The organism is Planomonospora alba, from assembly GCF_039534085.1.
GTDB lineage: Bacteria > Actinomycetota > Actinomycetes > Streptosporangiales > Streptosporangiaceae > Planomonospora_B > Planomonospora_B alba.
In genome coordinates this window covers 141,134-160,569 of the sequence record NZ_BAAAUT010000001.1, presented here as the reverse complement: position 1 = coordinate 160,569, position 19,436 = coordinate 141,134, and the positions used below count along the sequence as shown (strand labels likewise).

Here is a 19,436-nt window from a genome sequence, read left to right as displayed (position 1 = left end):
GGGCCGGGCGGAGGCGGTCAGGCGGAGGCGCGTCCCCCGCCGTCCGCCCGCGCCCGGGACTCCTCCCCGCCTCCTCCGCGGGAGCGCTGGGCGATTACCGTCCCGACGCCGATCGCGGCGGCCACCGGCCACTCCAGGAGCCCGAACGCCGCCAGCGCGCCGAGCCCGCCGTAGTAGGCCAGGCGCTCGCGCGGCGGGAGGAAGGAGCGGGCGATGCCGAGGACCTGGCCGATCTCCCGCCCGGTGACCTGCGGAGGCCGGAACTGCAAGGTGATCATGGGAAGCGTCAGGGTGAGCGGCCGGTCGGCGTGCCCGTTCCCCGCGAGCTCCACGGGGTCCACGGACTGCACGGGCTTCGCCGCGGCGGGCTTGCGCCCGGCGGCCGTACCGGATCTGGACTGCGCACGCTCACGTGATCGCCGGGTCGTCTGAGCGGTTTCCGTCATGGCCCCTTCTCTCAAGAGTCGGGGGGACGCTCTCCATGGTGTCAGCGGAGGGACGGGCCCTCCGGCTGCCGGTACATGACCTGCGAGGTCGCTCCTGTACGTTCCTCGAAGCGGCGCGCCGGAAACGTCCGGAACGGGATCCCCGACCGGCGCGGAGACCGAGCCGGGTTCAGCCCGGCGCCGAGGGGTCGGCCGGCAGGCACACCGTGAAGGCGGTGCCCCCGCCCTCGCGCGGTGCGGCGGTGACGGTGCCGCCGTGGGCCTCCACGATCGCCTTGGTGACGGCCAGTCCCAGCCCGGTGCCCTTGATCCCGGCCCGGCGGGCGGTGGAGGCCCGGAAGAACCGGGTGAACAGCTGATCGTACTGGTCGGCCGGGATGCCGATGCCGCTGTCGGCGACGGTCACCGCGACCGTGCCCCCGCGCCCGTCACCGCCGCGCCGGTGCTCGCCGGTGACGGTGACGGTGCCGCCGTCGGGCGTGTACTTGACCGCGTTCGACAGCAGGTTGTCCATCACCTGGCGCAGCCGCACCGGGTCGGCGTGCACGTGCAGGTGGTGGGGGAGGTCGGCGGTCAGGTCGATCCGCCTGGCCCGGGCGGCCGCCCGGTGCTCGTCGACGGCCTGGCGGACCAGGCGGGTCAGCCACACCGTGCGCGCGTCGATGCTCACCCGGCCGGACTCCAGGCGGGCCAGGTCCAGCAGGTCGTCCACCAGGTGCTGCAGGTGGTCGCTCTTGCGGTCGATGACCTCGATGAAGGTCCGGTAGTCCTCGGGCAGCTCGGGGGCCTCGCGCAGCATCTCGGCGTAGCTGCGGATGACGCTGATGGGGCTGCGCAGCTCGTGGCTGGCCATCGCCATCAGGTCGTCCTTCATCGCGTCCAGCTCCCGCAGCCGGTCGACCTGCTGCTGGCGCTGGGCGAGCAGGCGCTCCCGCTCCTCGGCGATCTCGTGGTGCCCGGTGACGTCCGTGGAGATGCCGTCGACCAGCAGCCGCTCCCCCTCGCGGCGGGGCACGCCCCGGGTCCAGATCCAGCGGGTGACGCCGTCCAGGCCGATGAGCCGGTACTCCAGCTGCGCCCGGCGGCCGGAGACGAGCTCGGCGCAGTAGGCGTGGAAGGCGTCGTGGTCGTCGGGGTGGACGAGCCGGAGCATGACGGCGATGAAGTCGTCGTCGGGGCCGAGGCGCAGCCGTCCGCCGAACACGGTGGTGTGCTCGGTGTTGACGTAGATCGGGCGGGCCGTGCCGTCGGGGCGGATCTCGACGGTCCAGATCTTGTCGGTGAGCTGGTTGACGATCTGGTCGAACTGGCGGCGGCTCTCGGCCAGGGCCACGCTGAGCTCCTCGGCGCGGCGGCGCTCCATGTACCGGCCGATGTGGGCGCAGACGCCGTCCAGCAGGTCGACCAGATCGCGGTCGGGCTGCTGGGGGTGGTCCGCGCCGAAGATCAGCACGCCCAGCACCTGGTCGCCGCTGCGCACCGGCAGGGCCATCGCCGAGCGCAGACCGGCCCGCAGCGCGCCCTGCAGCCGGGAGAAGTCACGCGGTTCGGCCGCCATGTCGCCGATCCAGACCGGCTCCCCGCGCTCCCAGGCCAGTCCGGGCAGGTCCTGCCCCCGGGCGAACGAGGTCGGCTGGCCGGCGGTGAAGGCCGTCAGGTCCCGTCCGGGCCTGCTCCAGAAAGCGATGGAGGTGATGGACTCCCCGCCGGGGTCGACCTGCCAGTACTCGCCGTAGGTCCAGCCGAGCGCCTCGGTGACCGCGGCGGCCACGCCGACGGCGGCCTCCTGGGTGGAGGCGGCGTCGGCCAGGACCTCCACCACCGCGTGCTGGGCCGAGCGCAGCGTCTCGGCCCGGCGGGCGGCGGTGATGTCGTGCAGGGTCACCACCGCGCCCAGGGTGCGTCCGTCGTCGGCCTCGATCGGCCGGCCGGTGACGGCGAACCGGCGCGGTTCGACGCCCGGAGGGCGGGCGACGACCTCCTCGCCGTCGATCCGCTCGCCGGCCAGGACCCGCGCCAGCGGCACCCGGTCGCCGCGCAGCGGGGTGCGCCCGTCGGCGGCGAAGACCTGGAAGGCGTCCCCCGCGTCCAGGGCGTGGGCGTGGGGTCCCCAGGTACGGATCTCCCGCAGCGGCAGGTTGGTGAAGATCACCTGCCCCTCGGCGTCGCAGGCGTCGACCCCGACGTCCAGGCTGTCGAGCAGCGCCCGCAGGAACCTGCTCTCGTCCTCCGGCCGCCGGGGCCCGGTCCGGGCCAGCCGCGCCTCGATCTCGGCCTCCGCCAGCGCGGCCAGGTCCTCCAGCGTCTCCAGTTGCTCGCCGCTCCACTGCCGGGGCTCGGCGTCGACCACGCACAGCGTGCCCAGCACCTGGCCGCGTCCCGCCCGCAGCGGCATCCCGGCGTAGGAGCCCAGCGGCCCGACGCGGGCGGCCCCGACCTCGCGCCAGCGCGTGTCGGCGCGCACGTCGGGCACGGTCAGCGGCGCGTCGTTCGCCACGATGTGCCGGCACAGCGACTGCGACAGGGGGATCCGCCGGTCGCGCCCGGGAGCGGCGGACCCGGCCGCGCTGACGACTATCTGGCGCTCGGCGTCGACCAGCGACACCATCGCCGCCGACACCCCCAGCCATCGCACCGCCAGGCGGGTCACCCGGTCCAGCCGGGGGACCTCGGCCGCCTCCAGCAGGCCGGTGGCGTGCAGCGTCCGCAGTCTCCGGGCGTCGCGGATGCGATCCGTCGCCGACACGATCCCACCTCCCCGAGGGGGTTCTCCACCCCGCACCTGGGTCTACCCGCAACGTTACGCGACCACGGGTGCCGGGCACCGGTCGGCGCCCCGCGGGCACGGTCCGGGGCACCGGGCGGGACGCGGCGCGGGAGGCCGGGCGGTGCCCGCGCGGCACCGGGGCCGGGGCGTCAGCGCTGCCGCCGCAGCCTGCGGGGCAGGCCGGTCACCCCCCACAGGGTGATCCGCCACAGCGCCTCGGCCATGATGTCCCGGCTCATCTTGCTGGCGCCGACGGTGCGCTCCACGAAGGTGATCGGCACCTCGGTGACGCGCAGGCCGTGCCGGACCGTGCGCAGCGTCAGGTCGACCTGGAAGCAGTAGCCCTGCGACGCCACGTCGTCCAGGCCGATCTTCTCCAGGGTCGAGGCGCGGTAGGCGCGGAAGCCCGCGGTGGCGTCGCGGACGGGGAAGCCGAGCATCATCCGGCTGTAGAGGTTCGCGCCGCGGGACAGGAACTCCCGGGAGGCGGGCCAGTTGACCACCTTGCCGCCGGGCACCCAGCGCGAGCCGATGGCCAGGTCGGCGCCGGCGGCCAGCGCCCGGAGCAGCTTGGGCAGCTCCTCGGGCTGGTGGGAGCCGTCGGCGTCCATCTCCACGAGCACGTCGTAGCCCTCGGCCATGCCCCAGCGGAACCCCGCGATGTAGGCGGCGCCCAGGCCCTGCTTGCCCGGCCGGTGCAGCACGTGGACGTGGTCGTCGGCGGCGGCCAGCCCGTCGGCGACCTCGCCGGTGCCGTCGGGGCTGGCGTCGTCGGCGACCAGCAGGTGCGCCTCGGGCACCGCCTCGCGCACCCGCCGGACGATCATCGGCAGGTTCTCCCGCTCGTTGTACGTAGGGACGATGACGAGCACCCTGCCGACCATCCGCTCCATCATGCGCCTTCCACCTGCCGCTCGTCCTGCTGTGCCTTCCGGTCCGCCGGCGCGCGCCGCCGGAGCACCGGGACCGCCGGGACCGCCGGGACCGCCGGGACCACGGCCAGCGCGGCCGTACCCACCAGTATCAGGGCCCACTCGGGCAACGCGCCAACCCCGGTGGCCACGGTCCGCTCCGTGCGGACCGAGACGGTCAGCACGGCCATGTCGGGGACCAGCTCGTCCGTGCGCCAGACCACCTCGCCCTCCGGGGTCACCGCGGCGGAGATCCCGGTGATCGCGGAGGTGACCACGGCGCGGTTGTGCTCCACGGCGCGCAGCTGCGACATGGCCAGCTGCTGGGGCGGCAGGCCGGTCCGCGCGTAGGTGGCGTTGTTGGTCTGCACCACCAGGGGGCTGGCACCGGTCCGGGCGGTGCCGCGGACGACGTCGTCGAAGGCGACCTCGTAGCAGTTGACCGCTCCGACGGTCACCGGCCCGAGCCTCAGGTCGCCGTCGCGGGTGCCGGCCACCGACTGCTTGCCGACCAGGGAGGCCCGCTCGAACAGGGCGAGCACGAGGTCCTTCATCGGGGTGAACTCGCCGAAGGGCACGAGCTTCTGCTTGTCGTAGTAGGCGCCGGGCCCGGTCACCGGGTCCCACACCAGGCTGCGGGTGGCCCGGTTGCTCTCCCCGATCCCGACCACGGCCCCGACCAGGACGGGCACGCCGATGTCCTTCACCGCGGCGTCGATCTCGGCGCGGGCCGTGGCGCTGCGGTAGGGGTCGATGTCGGTGGAGTTCTCCGGCAGCACCACGATGTCCGGCCGGGGCATCCGGCCGTCCCGTACGGCCTGCGCCATCTCGTGGAGCTTGCGGGTGTGGTTGCGCAGCACCACGGCCGGCTCGTCGCCCAGCGGGGTCATGCCCCGGCCGGGCACGTTGCCCTGGATGACGCCGACGGTGACGGTCCTTCCCTCGTCTCCGTACCGGGGTACGGCGAAGGCCCCGGCGGGGACCGCCAGGGCCAGGGCGAGCGGCGGCACGGCGGAGCGGGCGAACGCCCGGCCCCGCGGCCGCGGCGCGTGCCGGGCCCGCAGCGCGGCCAGGGCGAGCAGCGCCCCGCAGAGCACCGCCGCGAAGCTGACCAGCGGCGCCCCGCCCAGGGCCGCGTACGGGGTCAGGACCGACTCGCCCTGGCTGAAGGCGATCCGCATCCAGGGGAAGCCCCCGAAGGGGACGGCGCCGCGGGCCCACTCCATGGCGACCCAGAGCGCGGAGCTCCACAGGGGCCACAGGGGCAGCCGGGCGACCAGGGCGGTGCCGGCCCCCCAGGCGGCGTAGAAGAGGCTCTCGATGGCCGTCAGGCCCAGCCAGGCGTCCGTGCCGATGGGGCTGACCCAGTGCAGCCCGGGGGCGAGGAAGGCGAGCCCTCCGGCGAGGCCGAGCCAGGCGGCCCGGCGGGGGCGGGTGCCGTGCACCGCCAGGATCATGAGCGCGGCGCCGAGAGGGGCGAGGTACCACAGGCCGATCGGAGGGAAGGCGAGGTAGAGCAGGAGCCCGCCCGCGGCCGCGGCGGCCGCGCGGGCCGCCGCCCGACGGCGCGGGGAGACGCCCGGGGCCTGCGCGCGGGAGGACTCCGGGGGGCCCCCGACCGGCGGGGCCGTCTTCTCCTGCACCACGGGGCTCTCCTCGGACGTCCGGACCTGCAGCACGTGCTAGCCGAACGGTACCCGCAGCACGACAGCGGGGTGACCTCCAGGGCGGACGGATGCCCTGGGGATCACCCCGACATTCGCGTGACCGGCACGGGAGCGGGAAGAGTGCCCGGACGAACCCTTCGGACCGGTTCCGTCCCGTCGGCGGCGGGCGCGGATTGCCGTTGTCTACTGGGTGCCCAGGCATCCCCCGGGTCCATTCCCCCACCCGGCTGGGGTGCCCCGACCCGACGGATCACCGGTCCTGCGCCTGGCTGTGCGGGCGGAGTGACGCTCCGCCGCGGGCGAGGAACCGGTGATGTCAGGGACGGCCAACCGGCCAGTCCCGTGCTGGACTGGGGAGCAAAACTACCGACCTCAGCGCAGATGTCAACCTCGTCGCCAACTGCGGAAACGTCCTGTTTCCGCAGCTAGGGCGCGCCCGGCTCCGGCGCGGGCGGTCTGGTCCGCGCCGGCGTCCCCGCCCCGGCCGGCCCGTCTCAGGCGGTCCGGTGCCGCTCCAGCCCGGCGAGCGGCCCGGGCAGCGGCCGGCTGTGGACCACGCCGAGCCGCCGCGTGGCCCGGGTCAGGGCGACGTACAGGTCGCTCGCGCCCCGGGGCGACTCCGCCAGGATCAGGGCGGGCTCGGCCACGATGACGGCGTCGAACTCCAGCCCCTTGGCCTCGGCGACGCCCAGGACCGCCACCGGGGCGTCCAGGGCCGCCGTGCCGGGCCCGGCGACCGCGCCGTCGACGGAGCGGGTCACGGCCTCGCCCAGCTCGGCGGCGAGGGAGGCGGGGACGAGCACCGCCAGGCGGCCGCCCTCGACGAGCTCGGCCTTGACCAGCTCGGGGAGGGACTCCAGCGGGGAGGCGGCCCAGGGGCGCTCGCCGGTCTGCCGCACCGAGGCGGGCGCGGCCAGGCCGGGGCCGACCAGCGGGAGCACGGCGGCGGCCACCTCCATCAGCTCGGTGGGGGTGCGGTAGTTCACACTGAGGGTCTCGATCCGCCAGCGCCCGGCCGCGTACGGGTCGAGCACCCGGTCCCAGGAGCGGGCCCCGGCCGCCGAGGCGGTCTGCGCCAGGTCGCCGACGATCGTCATCGACCGGCTGGGGCACCGGCGCATGACCATGCGCCAGTCCATCGGCGACAGCTCCTGCGCCTCGTCCACGATGACGTGGCCGAAGGCCCAGGTGCGGTCGCCGGCGGCCCGCTCGGCGGTGGTCCGGTAGATGTCGTCGTCCAGGTGCCGGGCGGCGAACCTCTCCGCGTCCATGATCTCGGACAGGCCGGTCAGCTCCAGCACCTCCTTGGCGTAGGCGAGGCGCATGCCGGCCTCCTCCTGCTCGGCGGCGCGGGCGGCGGCCTGCTCCTCCTCGGCCATCCACGCCCCGGCCCGCAGCACGGCGGGGTCGATGTCGCCGAGCAGCTCGGCGGCCTCGTCCAGCAGCGCCACGTCGGCGGGGGTCCACCAGGTCTCCCCCTTGCGGGGCGGCTCGCGCAGCAGCAGCCCGCGCTCGGCCGGGCTCAGGTCGGCCGCGGCGTACTCGAGCCGTTCGCGGGAGGTGAACAGCCCGAGCAGGAGCTGCTGCGGGGTGGTGTAGGGCCACAGCCGGTTCAGCGCGGCCTTCACCGGCTGCTCGGTGCGGAGCTCCTCGCGCAGGTCGGCCAGCTCGTCGTCGTCGACGGCGCCCTTGCCGAGCTCCCGGGCCGCCTGCCGGGCGAGGGCGTTGAGCAGGTGGCGGACGAAGACGGCGCGGGCCTCGTTGTGCGGGCGGCGCGAGCGGGCGGCCCGGTTGCGCGCGGCCTCCAGGGTTCGGCCGTCGAGGCGGAGCGTGTAGCGGTCCAGCTTGATCTCGATGGGCTTGCGGGGCACCCGCTGCCGGTCCCGTACGGCGCGCGCCAGCACCTGCGCCATGCGCTCGTCGCCCTTGACCGCGGCCGTCCCGGGGTGCTCCGGCGCGGTGGCGGTGATCCCGGGGTACAGCTCGGCGACCGTGGACAGCAGCACGTCGGTCTCGCCCAGGGAGGGCAGGACCTGCTCGATGTAGCGCAGGAAGGTGAGGTTGGGGCCGAGGATGAGCACGCCCTTGCGGGCCAGCTTCTCCCGGTGGGTGTAGAGCAGGTAGGCCGCCCGGTGCAGGGCGACGACGGTCTTGCCGGTGCCGGGCCCGCCCTGCACGACGAGCACGCCGGCCAGGTCGGATCGGATGATGCGGTCCTGCTCGGCCTGGATGGTGGCCACGATGTCGCGCATGCGCCCGGTGCGGCGGGCGCCGAGCGAGGCCAGCAGGGCGGCCTCGCCGTTGAGCGTGGCCTCGTCCTCCTCGGTGAGGGCGTCGAGGTCGAGCAGGTCGTCGTCGACGCCGATCACCGTGCGCCCCCTGGTCTGCAGGTGGCGGCGGCGGGTGACGCCCATCGGGGCGGTGGGGGTGGCCCGGTAGAAGGGCTGCGCCACCGGGGCCCGCCAGTCGATCAGCAGGCGGCGCTGGTCGTCGTCGGCCAGTCCGATGCGGCCGATGTAGAGGGAGGTGTGGTCGGCGTTGTCGAGCCGCCCGAAGCACAGGCCGTTCTCCACCGCCCACAGGCGGGCCAGCCGCTCGGCGTACATCCCGGCGAAGGTGTCGCGCTCCGAGCGGTTCTGGTGGGTGCCGCCGCCTCCCTGGGCCAGCACGCCGTCGAGTTGCCGCTGGGTGCGCTCGCGCAGGAGGTCGAGCCGTGCGTACAGGGCGGAGACGTATCCCTGCTCCTTGGCGAGCTCGATTTGACGGGTTGCCGCTGCTCCACTATCTTTGGCGCTAATAGGATGCTCCGGGCTTTATGACGCTTTGTGCTGGTTGTTGTGACAAACCATCACCATACCAGGTCCGTCGAGCCGTTCCCATTCCCCTCGCCCGCGCGCACCGGGCCGCCTCCGCCGCCGCGCCGTCACGTGTCGATCGCGGCCCGGCCGCGACCGCCCGCGGCCCCTTGACGCCCCGGCGCCGCCTCCTTAGATTCTCCTCAAGTTAGGAAACTTTCCTAACCCCGAGGAGACGTGGAGGGGCCGTGCCTCAGCCGACACCGGGTACGCCGAGCCTGCTGCGGGCGATCAACGACCGCGCCGCGCTCCGGGCCCTGCTGGAGCGCGGGCCGCTCACCCGCCCCGAGATCGGCGCGATCACCGGTCTGTCCAAGCCCACCGCCTCGCAGCTGCTCCTGCGGCTGCAGGAGGCGGGGCTGGTCGTGCCGGGCGGGGTCCGCGAGGGGCTGCCCGGCCGTACCGCGGAGGTCTACCGGCTCAACCCGGCCGCCGCCTACGTCGCCGCCCTCGACGTCACCCGCACCCACATCGACGCCAGGGTGGCCGACATCACCGGCGCGGTGGTCGGCGAGCACCGGCAGCCCGTGCCCGCCGGTTCCGGCGATCCGGTCCGGGGCGCGCGCGCCGCCCTGGAGGGCGCGCACGCCCCCGCCGGCCTGCGGCGCGTGGTCGTCGGCGTGCAGGGCGCGCCCGACCCCGGCACCGGCAGGCTCGGCTACGCCACCGCCGAGGACCTGCCCGGCTGGCTCGGCCCGGACCTCGCCGCCGTCCTCGGCGAGGGTCTCGGCGTCCCCGTCTCCGTGGAGAACAACGTCAACCTGGTCGCCCAGGCCGAGCAGGCGCACGGCGCGGCCCGCGGGCACCGGGACTTCGTGCTGCTCTGGGCCGACGAGGGCCTCGGCGCGGCGCTGGTGCTCGGCGGCCGACTGCACCGCGGCGCCACCGGCGGCGCGGGCGAGATCGGCTACATGCCGGCCCCCGGCGCCCCCACCGCCCGCGAGACCGGGCGCTACGGCGACCACGGCTACCAGGCGCTCGGCGGCGGCCCCGCCGTGCTGTCGGTCCTGCGCCCGTACGGCCTGCACGGCGACGGCCCCGCCGAGGCCGTGGCCGAGGCCGTGCGGGCGGCCGGATCCGGCGGCGGGCGGGCCGCGGCCGCCCTCGCCGGGCTGCGCGAGATCGCCGCGCGGCTGGCCGTCGGCCTGGCGTCGATCACCGCGGTCGTCGACCCCGAGATCGTCGTGCTGACCGGCGGCACCCTCCTGGCCGGCGGCGAGCTGCTGCGCGGGATCGTCGAGGAGGAGCTGCACGCCCTGACCATCCCCCGCCCGCCGCTGCTGCTGTCGGCCGTCGAGGGCAACCCGGTCCTCGCCGGCGCCCTCGACCTCGCCCTGGCCGCCGCCCGCGACGAGGTCTTCGGCTCCCCCCTGCCCGCCTGACCGTCCGCCCCCGCTCCCCTCCGACCTCCCCGCCCTCCCTCGGGCCTTCCCGCCGCCGGACCGGCGCCGCTCCGCGCCGTCCCCTCAGCACCCCGTCCCGACCTCCCCGCCCGGGGCACCCCGGCCCATCCGATTCATCCGGTCATCCGTTCATTCGATCATCCGGTCATCCACCCCCCAAATTCGAGGAGGCCACTGTCGTGAACCGACGGTTTCTCGCCCTCACCGCGGCCGCCGTCTCGGCCGCGGCCCTGACCGCCTGCACCGCGGGCGACCAGGGCGCACCCGCCCTCGGCTCCCGGCCGGAGCCCTCCGGCGGCGCGGCCCTGCCCCCGGCGACCATCGAGCTCTGGCACGGCTTCAGCGCGCCCAGCGAGGTCAAGGCGTTCGAGGACGCCGTCGCCGGGTTCCGCGAGAAGTTCCCGCAGATCACCGTCAAGCTCACCAAGGGCGTCCAGGACGACCAGATCACCCAGGCCGTGCGGGGCGGCAACCCGCCCGACGTGGCCGCCTCCTTCACCACCGACAACGTGGCGCAGTGGTGCCGCAGCGGGGTCTTCCAGGACCTCACGCCGGTGATCCGGCAGGACGGCGTCGACCTGTCGGTGCTGCCCGCGGCCGCGCGCTCCTACACCGAGTTCGAGGGCAGGCGCTGCACGATGCCGATGCTGGCCGACGCCTACGGCCTCTACTACAACAAGGCCCTGATGAAGGGCGAGCAGCCGCCGAAGACCATGTCGGAGCTGGCCGAGCTGGCCAAGAAGCTCACCGTCCGCGACGCCGACGGGAACATCGAGGTCGCCGGCTTCATCCCCAGCGTCCAGTACTACGAGAACTCCCCCTCCCACCTGGGCCCGATGGTCGGGGCGAAGTGGTACAACGAGGACGGCACCTCGGCCATCGGCTCCGACCCCGCCTGGAAGAAGCTCCTGACCTGGCAGAAGGAGCTCATCGACTGGTACGGCTACGACAAGCTCGACAGGTTCCGCAAGAGCCTGGGCGACGAGTGGAGCGCCGAGCACCCCTTCCACAAGGGCAAGGTCGCCATGGTGATCGACGGCGAGTGGCGGAACGCCATGATCGCCAATGACGCGGCGGACCTCGACTACGGCACCGCGCCGATGCCCGTCGCCGACGACCGGCCCGACCTGTACGGCAGCGGCTTCACCGCCGGCACCGTGATCGGCGTGCCCAGGGGCGCCGCGCACCCGCAGCACGCCTGGGAGCTGGTCAAGCACCTGACCACCGACACCGGCAGCCTGGTCACGCTCTCCAACGCGCTGCGCAACGTGCCGACGACCAAGGCCGCGATGGAGTCCCCCGACCTGAAGAAGGACGCGAACTTCCAGACGTTCCTCGACATCTTCAACCACCCCAGGACGAGCACGCTGCCGCCGAACGTCAACAGCGTCTTCAACCAGGAGGCCTTCACGACGTTCGTCGTCGAGTGGGAGAAGGGCTCGGTCACCGACCTCGCCGCGGGGCTGGCCGAGGTCGACCGGCGCATCGACGACAAGCTGAAGCTCTCCGGGGGCTGATCCGCGATGAGCACCGTCCCGGCGGCGCCGCGCGCACCGCGGCGCCGCGAGGGCCTGCGGGCCCTGCTCTGGCTGTCGCCCTGGCTGACCGGGTTCGCGGCCTTCTTCCTGTACCCGCTCGCCGCGACCGTCTACTTCTCCTTCCACCGCTACGACCTGTTCACGCTGGAGTTCGTCGGCCTCGACAACTACCGCTACCTGCTGGCGGACGAGCGGGCGCTGGTGGCCATCGGCAACACCCTGTGGCTGGTCGCCTTCATGGTCCCCGCCCAGGTGCTGTTCGCCCTCGGCCTGGCCTGGCTGGTCACCCGGCTGAAGGCGGGCGCGGGCCTGGTGCGGACCGCCTTCTACCTGCCCTCGCTGATCCCGACGGTGGCGGGCACGGTGGCGTTCGTCTTCCTGCTGAACCCGGCGACCGGTCCGATGAACCAGTTCCTGGAACTGTTCGGGATCACCGGCCCCGACTGGTTCGGAGACGAGGACTGGGCCAAGCCGAGCCTGACCCTGCTGGGCATGTGGGGCGCGGGCAACACCATGGTGATCTTCCTGGCGGCCCTGCTCGACGTGCCGAAGCACCTGTACGAGGCGGCCGCGCTCGACGGGGCGGGCGCCTGGCGCCAGTTCCGCAGCGTGACGCTGCCGACGATCTCCCCGGTGCTGCTGTTCTCCGCGGTCACCGGCGTCATCTACGCCCTGCAGTACTTCACCCAGGCGATGATCGCCGCCCGGGTCGCCTCCGGCTCCACCGACTCCCCGGGCAGCAGCTTCGTGCCCGGCTACCCGGAGATGTCCACGCTGACCCTGCCCCAGTGGCTGTTCCAGATGGGCTTCCGCGACTTCTCCATGGGATACGCGTGCGTGCTGGCGCTGCTGCTGTTCGCCGCGTCGATGGTCTTCACCCTGATCCTGCTGCGCCGGTTCCGCGCCCTGGAGGAGGCCGTATGAGCACCGCCCTCACCGCCGGACAGGGCGCCCCCGCCGCGCCCGGCACCCCGGCGGCCCCGGTCCGCCGCCCGGGCCCCCGGGGCGTGCGCGGGCGGCGGGCCCTGTACTGGGTCGCCACCCACGCCCTGGCCCTGGCGATCGCGGTCATGTTCCTCGCCCCGCTGGTCTTCATCGCGCTCACCGCGCTCATGACCGACCAGCAGGCGCTGACCAGCGACCTGTGGCCGCGCTCGTGGAACTGGGGCAACTTCGCCGAGGTGTTCGCCCGCTCCGACCTGCTGCGGTGGATCGGCAACACCATGCTGTACGCGGGCCTGGGCACCGCGTTCATGCTGCTGTCGTCGGTGCCGGTGGCCTACGCGCTGGCCCGTTTCCGCTTCCCTGGGCGCCGGACCGCCTTCCTGGCGGTCATCACGACGATGATGCTGCCGCCGCAGGTGGTCGCCGTACCGGTCTACCTGGTCTGGGCCCGCGCCGACCTGACCGGCACGCTCTGGCCGCTGGTCCTGCCCATGCTGCTCGGCGACGCCTTCTCGATCTTCCTGCTCCGCCAGTTCCTGCTGACGATCCCCCGGGAGTACACCGAGGCGGCGCGGGTCGACGGCTGCTCGGACCTGGCCACGCTGCTGCGGATCATCCTGCCCATGGCCCGGCCCGCGATCGCCGCGGTGGCGCTGTTCCAGTTCTTCTACTGCTGGAACGACTACTACGGGCCGCTGCTGTACGCCTCCACCGAGGTGGAGAACTGGACGCTGTCCATCGGGCTGGCGTCCTTCAAGGCCCTGCACAGCGTGCAGTGGAACCTCACCATGGCGGCCACGTTGCTCGTCATGGCACCTGTGATAATCGTGTTCTTCCTCGCCCAGAAGGTCTTCATCGAGGGCGTCACTCTGACGGGAGTCAAAGGTTGAAGCTGGCCGTTGTCGGGGGCGGTTCGACGTACACTCCGGAACTGGTCGACGGGTTCGCACGGCTCCGGGACGAGCTCCCCCTCACCGAGCTCGCCCTGGTCGACCCGGATCCCGCGCGGCTCGGCCCGGTCGCGGGCATGGCCCGCCGGATGCTGGCCCGCGCCGGGCACCCGGCCGGGGTCACCGCGACCGCCTCGGTCGCCGAGGGGGTGGCCGGGGCGCAGGCCGTGCTGCTGCAGCTGCGCGTCGGCGGCCAGGCCGCGCGCGACGTCGACGAGACGCTCCCCCTGGAGTGCGGCTGCGTGGGCCAGGAGACGACCGGCGCGGGCGGCCTGGCCAAGGCGCTGCGCACCGTCCCGGTGGTGCTGGACATCGCCGAGCAGGTGCGGCGGCACGCGCCCGGCGCGTGGATCGTCGACTTCACCAACCCGGTCGGCATCGTCACCCGGGCGCTGCTGTCGGCCGGGCACCGCGCCATCGGCCTGTGCAACGTGGCGATCGGCCTGCAGCGCCGCTTCGCCGCCGCCCTCGGCGTCGCGCCCGGGCGCGTCTCGCTGGGCCACGTCGGGCTGAACCACCTGACCTGGGTGCGCTCGGTCCGCCTCGACGGCGCGGAGGTCCTCCCCGAGCTGCTGGACGGGCACGGGGAGGAGATCGCCGACAGCGTCGGCCTGGACGTCGCGCTCCTGCGCCGCCTCGGCGCGGTCCCCTCCTACTACCTGCGCTACTACTACGAGCACGACCGCGTCGTGGCCGAGCAGCGGGCCAAGCCGTCGCGCGCGGCCGAGGTCGCCGAGATGGAGTCCCGGCTGCTGGAGATGTACGCCGACCCGTCGGTGGACGCCAAGCCCGAGCTGCTGGGCAAGCGCGGCGGCGCCTTCTACTCCGAGGCCGCCGTGGCGCTGATCGCCTCGCTGCTCGGCGACCGCGGCGACACCCAGGTGGTCAACCTGCGCAACGACGGCGCCCTGCCGTTCCTGCCCGACGAGGCGGTCGTCGAGGTCCCGGCGGCGATCACCTCCGCCGGGCCGCGGGCCCTGCCGGTCGAGCCGGTGGAGCCGCTCTACGCGGGCCTCATCGCCCACGTGACCGCCTACGAGACGCTCGCCCTGGAGGCGGCGCTGCACGGCGGCGAGGAGCGCGTCGCCGACGCCCTGCTCGCCCACCCGCTCGTCGGCCAGGCGTCCCTCGCCGGCGACCTGGCCCGGCGCCTGGTCGAGGCCAACCGGCGGCACCTGCCGTGGGCGGCCGGCGCGTGAGGACCGTCCTGGCCGTCGACGGCGGCAACAGCAAGACCGACGTCGCGCTGGTCGCCGAGGACGGCACCGTCCTGGCCACCGGCCGCGGCGCGGGTTTCCGGCCGCAGAGCGACGGCGTGGGCGCCGCGCTCGACGTGCTGCACGACGCGGTGCGGCGGGCGCTCGGCGCGGACGCCGCGCCGCCGTTCGCCGACCACGTCGCCGCCTACGTCGCAGGCGCGGACCTGCCGGTGGAGGAGGAGGCCCTGCGCGAGGCGGTGCTGGCCCGCGGGTACGGCAAGGACGCGGAGGTCGGCAACGACACCTTCGCCCTGCTGCGGGCCGGGGCCTCCGGACCGTCGGGCGTGGCCGTGGTCTGCGGGGCGGGCGTCAACGCGGTCGGCGTCTCCCCCACCGGCGAGGTCGCCCGCTTCCCCGCGCTCGGCCGGATCAGCGGCGACTGGGGCGGCGGCCTCGTCCTCGGCGAGGAGGCGCTCTGGCACGCGGTGCGCGCCGAGGACGGGCGCGGCCCCGCCACCGCGCTGGCGCGCGCCGTGTGCGGGCACTTCGGCACCCGCACCGTCGAGGAGGTCACCCTCGCCCTCCACTTCGGCGACCTGCCGCACGCCCGGCTGCACGAGCTGGTCCCCGTGCTGATGGCGGTCGCCGGCGCGGGCGACGCGGTGGCGCGCTCCGTCCTGGCGCGCATGGCCGACGAGGTCGCCGTGCTCGCGGTGGTCGCCCTGCGCCGCCTCGGCATGCTCGGCGCCCCCGTGGAGGTGGTGCTGGGCGGCGGCGTCCTGACCGCCCGCGACCCGGTGCTGGACGGCATGATCCGGCGGCGCTTCGCCGAGCAGGCGCCGGAGGCCGAGCTGGTCGTCGCCGAGCTCCCGCCCGTCGCGGGGGCCGCCCTGCTCGGCCTGGACGCCCTCGGCGCGGGCGGGCGGGCCGGGGCCCGGCTCCGCGGGCACTTCCGCGCCCGGGCCTGAACCCGGGGCCGCCGTCGCCGCCCGTGCGGGGCGGGCCCTACCGTAGGACGCGTCCGACGACGGAAGACGACAGGAAGAGAGGCGGACCGTGTCCGAGCGAGGCAGTCACGTCCTGGGGATCCCCACGGCCGGCGGCGGCAAGGTGGTGCTCCCGTTCCTGACCGAGGAGCAGGCCGCCGGGGTCAGGGCCTCGTTCGCGGACCTCGCCGCCGCGGCCCGCACCCGGCCGGTACGGCAGGCGGGCAGGACGCGGGCGTGCATCCGGTGCGGCGGCGCGGGCGGCCTCGACGAGCGCAGGGAGAGCAGGACCGGCGGGGGCGGCACCGTCGTCACCGCGCTGGCGGTGCCCTGCCGGGCGTGCGGGGGCACCGGCCGGATCCCCGTCAAGCGCTGAGACGGCCCGCCGGGACCTGGACGCCGGACCGGGCGGTCCCGCGCTGAGCGCCGCCCCGGCGGCCGGGCCGGCGGGGACCGCCCCCGATCGCCCGGCGGCCGGGGCGGGCTGCCCGCCGGGACCCACGGACAGGCGTCAGGGGGCGGGCTCCCCGGCGGGCCCGCCGGTCAGGTCGGGGGCGCGGTGCTCGTACGGCGTGCTGAGCACGACGGTGGTCCGGGTGGAGACGTTGGCCGCGGTGCGGATCTGGTTGAGCAGCTCCTCCAGCGCGAGGGGGGAGGCCACCCGCACCTTGAGGATGTAGCTCTCGTCGCCCGCGACGCTGTGGCAGGCCTCGATGGCGCTCAGGTGCGCCAGCCGGTCGGGGGCGTCGTCGGCGGCGGCCGGGTCGATCGGCTTGATGGAGACGAAGGCGGTCAGCGGCAGGCCGATCGCGTCGTGGTCCAGCAGCGCCGTGTAGCCGCGCAGCACCCCGCGCTTCTCCAGCCGACGCACCCGCTGGTGCACCGCCGACACCGACAGGCCCGTCTCGCGGGCGAGGTCGGTGAAGCTCATCCGGCCGTCCCCGGCCAGCAACGTCACGATCCGGCGGTCGATCTCCTCCACCCGCCCAAGGTAGCGCGATCCCACCCGGATCGTGACCAACCTCTGGTCACGATCCGGACGCACCGTCCATCATGTGGGACACGCGGGCGGCGTGCGCCCCGGCCCGACGCCCCGGCCGCACCCCGGGATCCGGGGCGGCCCCTCACCCCCGGGCGACCGCGCGGCCGATCACCAGGCGCTGGACCTGGTTGGTGCCCTCGACGATCTGCAGGACCTTGGCCTCGCGCATGTACCGCTCGACCGGGAAGTCCTCCACGTAGCCGTAGCCGCCGAGGACCTGCACCGCGTCGATGGTGACCTTCATGCACACGTCGGTGGCGAACAGCTTGGCCATCGCCGCCTGCGTGCCGTACGGCCGGCCGGCGTCGCGCGCCCGGGCCGCGTCGAGGTAGAGGGCGCGGGCCGCGGCGATCTGGGTGGCCATGTCGGCCAGTATGAAGGACAGTCCCTGGAAGTCGACGATGCGCGCGCCGAACTGGCGGCGCTCCCTGGCGTAGGAGCTCGCGGCGTCGAAGGCCGCCTGCGCCACGCCGACGGCGCAGGCGGCGATGCCGAGCCGGCCGCCGTCCAGCGCGGCCATGGCGATGCGGAAGCCCTCCCCCTCGGCGCCGACCAGCGCCTCCGGCGCGAGCCGGGCGCCGTCGAAGCGGACCTGCGCGGTCGGCGAGGAGCGCATGCCCATCTTCTTCTCCGGCGCGCCGAACGACAGGCCGGGCGTGGAGGCGGGCACGTGGAAGCAGGAGATGCCCCGGGCCCCGTCGTCGGACGTGCGGGCCATGAGGGTGTAGAAGTCCGCGGCCCCGCCGTGGGTGATCCAGGCCTTCACCCCGTCCACGGCGTAGCCGCCGCCGTCGGCCACCGCCCTGGTCGTCAGGGCCGCGGCGTCCGAGCCGGAGTGCGGCTCCGACAGGCAGTAGGCGCCCAGCAGCTCGCCGCCGAGCATGTCCGGCAGCAGCCGCTCCCGCTGCTCCGCGGTGCCGTAGGCGGCGACCGGGAAGCACGAGAGCGTGTGCACCGACAGGCCCAGCCCGACCGCCAGCCAGCCCGCGGCCAGCTCCTCGATCACCTGGAGGTACACCTCGTACGGCTGCGCCGCCCCGCCGTACTCCTCCGGATAGGGCAGGCCGAGCAGCCCCGCGCGGCCGAGGGTGGTGAACACCTCGCGGGGGAAGCGCCCGGCGGACTCGTCGGCCGCGGCCCGGGGCGCGACCTCCTTGCCGGTCAGGTCGCGGACGAGGTCCAGCAGGTCGCGGGCCTCGGGGCTGGGAAGGGCGCGCTCGACGGGCATCTCCACACACTCCAGATCGTGGGCGTGAAACGGCAAAGAGGAGGCCGGGGTGACCGGCCACCCCGATTGTGGCATCCGCCACGGCGCGCTCCCTCCCGAGGCGCGGCCGGGCGGGGACCGGGCGGGAGCCGGAGGCGCGCGAGGCCCGCCGCCGCGGTCCGGCCCCTGACCGGGCACGGGCCGGGCCGGGCCCGGACCCTGCCCGAACCGTGCCCGGACCCGGGCCTGCGGCGGCCCCGCGCCGGGCACGGACGGCGGCCCCGCGCCGGCCGCCTACACGATCGCCAGCTCGCGGGGGCTGTGGTTGACCCGCACCCCGCCGTCCGGGGTGCAGATCACGATGTCCTCGATCCGGGCGCCGTGCGCGCCGGGCAGGTAGATGCCCGGCTCGACGGAGAAGGCGAAGCCCGGGGCGAGCGGCTCGGCGTTGCCCGCGACGATGTAGGGCTCCTCGTGGGTCTCCAGGCCGATGCCGTGGCCGGTGCGGTGGATGAAATACTCGCCGTAGCCCTCGGCGGCGATCACCTCGCGGGCGGCGGCGTCCACCTCCTCGCACCGCACGCCGGGCCGTACGGCGGCGCAGGCGGCCTCCTGGGCGCGCTGCAGCACGTCGTAGTAGCGCAGGAAGTCCTCCGGCGGCCGGCCCACCGAGTAGACGCGGGTGGAGTCGGAGCAGTAGCCGCTGGGCATCTGCCCCCCGATGTCCACCACGACCGGCTCGCCGGCCTGGATGACCCGGTCGGACAGCTCGTGGTGCGGGCTGGCGCCGTTGGGCCCGGAGCCGACGATGACGAAGTCGACGGTCTCGTGCCCGGCCGCGATGATCGCCTCGGCGATGTCCCGGCCCACCTCGCGCTCGGTCCGGCCCGGCTTCAGGAAGCCGGGCACCTGCGCGTGGACCGCGTCGATCGCGGCCCCGGCCTCGCGCAGCGCCGCCGCCTCGGCCGGGTTCTTGCGCATGCGCAGGCCCCGCAGCACGCTCCCGGCGAGCACCTGCTCGGCTCCGGGCAGGGCGTCGCGGAAGCGCAGCGACTGCATCGCCCACATGCGGTCGGCCAGGCCGACCCGGGACACCCGGCCCAGCCGGGCGGCGACGGCCGCGTAGGGGTCGTCGGTCTCGTCCCAGGGCACGAACTCGATGCCGAGCCGCGAGGCCGGGGAGTGCTCGGCGGCGGGCAGCTCCAGGCGCGGCACCATCAGGAAGGCCTCGCCCTCGGCGGGCAGCACCAGGCAGGTGAGCCGCTCCAGCGGCAGCGCCTGGTAGCCGGTCACGTAGCGCAGGTCCGGGCCGGGGGTGAGCAGCAGCGCGTCCAGCCCGGCGGCGGCGGTCGCCCCCTGGGCGGCGGCCAGGCGGGAGACGGGGTACAGGTCGGAAAGGTCGTAGGACTCCTTTGTCACAGCGCCCAATCTACGGGCCGCGCCGGTCCGTGCCCACGGCCGGACCTCCCCGGCCGCACGCCCGCGCCCGCCGGAGGGCCCCGGCGGAACGCTCCATCGGA

At 74.9% G+C, this 19,436-nt stretch carries 15 protein-coding genes; 7 read left to right on the top strand and 8 right to left on the bottom strand.

Annotated elements, in window-relative coordinates:
* Window positions 1-17: 17 nt before the first annotated feature.
* The 5 genes from ABD823_RS00715 to ABD823_RS00695 form a co-directional block, all read right to left on the bottom strand.
* Window positions 18-446, bottom strand: coding sequence for a hypothetical protein (locus ABD823_RS00715; RefSeq protein WP_344854691.1), 429 nt, complete (start codon window positions 444-446; stop codon window positions 18-20).
* Window positions 447-615: 169 nt separating this feature from the next.
* Window positions 616-3,192, bottom strand: a complete 2,577-nt coding sequence (locus ABD823_RS00710) for a GAF domain-containing protein (protein WP_344854689.1) — start codon at window positions 3,190-3,192, stop codon at window positions 616-618.
* Window positions 3,193-3,362: 170 nt separating this feature from the next.
* A complete protein-coding gene (locus ABD823_RS00705; protein WP_344854817.1) occupies window positions 3,363-4,106 on the bottom strand; it encodes a polyprenol monophosphomannose synthase in 744 nt (247 codons plus the stop codon).
* On the bottom strand, window positions 4,106-5,770 hold the full coding sequence (gene lnt / locus ABD823_RS00700; protein ID WP_344854687.1) for an apolipoprotein N-acyltransferase: 1,665 nt from the start codon (window positions 5,768-5,770) through the stop codon (window positions 4,106-4,108). Before lnt ends, ABD823_RS00705 begins: the two co-directional genes overlap by 1 nt.
* A gap of 515 nt (window positions 5,771-6,285) precedes the next feature.
* Window positions 6,286-8,460, bottom strand: a complete 2,175-nt coding sequence (locus ABD823_RS00695) for a HelD family protein (protein ID WP_344854685.1) — start codon at window positions 8,458-8,460, stop codon at window positions 6,286-6,288.
* A 374-nt stretch (window positions 8,461-8,834) separates the two neighbouring features.
* On the opposite strand from ABD823_RS00695, the gene ABD823_RS00690 reads away from it, so the two are divergent.
* The 7 genes from ABD823_RS00690 (at window position 8,835) to ABD823_RS00660 (ending at window position 16,043) form a co-directional block, all read left to right on the top strand.
* Complete coding sequence (locus ABD823_RS00690) at window positions 8,835-10,028, top strand: ROK family transcriptional regulator (protein WP_344854683.1); 1,194 nt, start codon at window positions 8,835-8,837, stop codon at window positions 10,026-10,028.
* 200 nt (window positions 10,029-10,228) lie between these two features.
* Window positions 10,229-11,566, top strand: coding sequence for an ABC transporter substrate-binding protein (locus ABD823_RS00685; protein WP_344854681.1), 1,338 nt, complete (start codon window positions 10,229-10,231; stop codon window positions 11,564-11,566).
* Window positions 11,567-11,572: 6 nt separating this feature from the next.
* A complete protein-coding gene (locus ABD823_RS00680; RefSeq protein ID WP_344854679.1) occupies window positions 11,573-12,511 on the top strand; it encodes a carbohydrate ABC transporter permease in 939 nt (312 codons plus the stop codon).
* Window positions 12,508-13,422, top strand: a complete 915-nt coding sequence (locus ABD823_RS00675) for a carbohydrate ABC transporter permease (protein ID WP_344854677.1) — start codon at window positions 12,508-12,510, stop codon at window positions 13,420-13,422. The genes ABD823_RS00680 and ABD823_RS00675 overlap by 4 nt, the downstream gene beginning before the upstream one ends.
* On the top strand, window positions 13,419-14,681 hold the full coding sequence (locus tag ABD823_RS00670) for a 6-phospho-beta-glucosidase (protein ID WP_344854675.1): 1,263 nt from the start codon (window positions 13,419-13,421) through the stop codon (window positions 14,679-14,681). The genes ABD823_RS00675 and ABD823_RS00670 overlap by 4 nt, the downstream gene beginning before the upstream one ends.
* The gene (locus tag ABD823_RS00665) at window positions 14,678-15,649 is read left to right on the top strand and encodes an N-acetylglucosamine kinase (protein WP_344854672.1); all 972 of its coding nucleotides are present in this window, start codon (window positions 14,678-14,680) and stop codon (window positions 15,647-15,649) included. Before ABD823_RS00670 ends, ABD823_RS00665 begins: the two co-directional genes overlap by 4 nt.
* An 88-nt stretch (window positions 15,650-15,737) precedes the next feature.
* Window positions 15,738-16,043, top strand: a complete 306-nt coding sequence (locus ABD823_RS00660) for a hypothetical protein (protein WP_344854670.1) — start codon at window positions 15,738-15,740, stop codon at window positions 16,041-16,043.
* A gap of 135 nt (window positions 16,044-16,178) precedes the next feature.
* Here the strand turns inward: ABD823_RS00660 and ABD823_RS00655 are convergent, their stop codons facing one another.
* From ABD823_RS00655 to ABD823_RS00645, 3 genes are all read right to left on the bottom strand, one after another.
* Entirely contained in the window at window positions 16,179-16,649 is a 471-nt protein-coding gene (locus tag ABD823_RS00655; protein ID WP_344854668.1) for an Lrp/AsnC family transcriptional regulator, read from the bottom strand.
* A gap of 142 nt (window positions 16,650-16,791) precedes the next feature.
* The gene (locus ABD823_RS00650) at window positions 16,792-17,937 is read right to left on the bottom strand and encodes an acyl-CoA dehydrogenase family protein (protein WP_344854666.1); all 1,146 of its coding nucleotides are present in this window, start codon (window positions 17,935-17,937) and stop codon (window positions 16,792-16,794) included.
* Between the two features lie 273 nt (window positions 17,938-18,210).
* Window positions 18,211-19,335, bottom strand: coding sequence for a M24 family metallopeptidase (locus ABD823_RS00645; RefSeq protein ID WP_344854664.1), 1,125 nt, complete (start codon window positions 19,333-19,335; stop codon window positions 18,211-18,213).
* Window positions 19,336-19,436 lie beyond the last annotated feature (101 nt).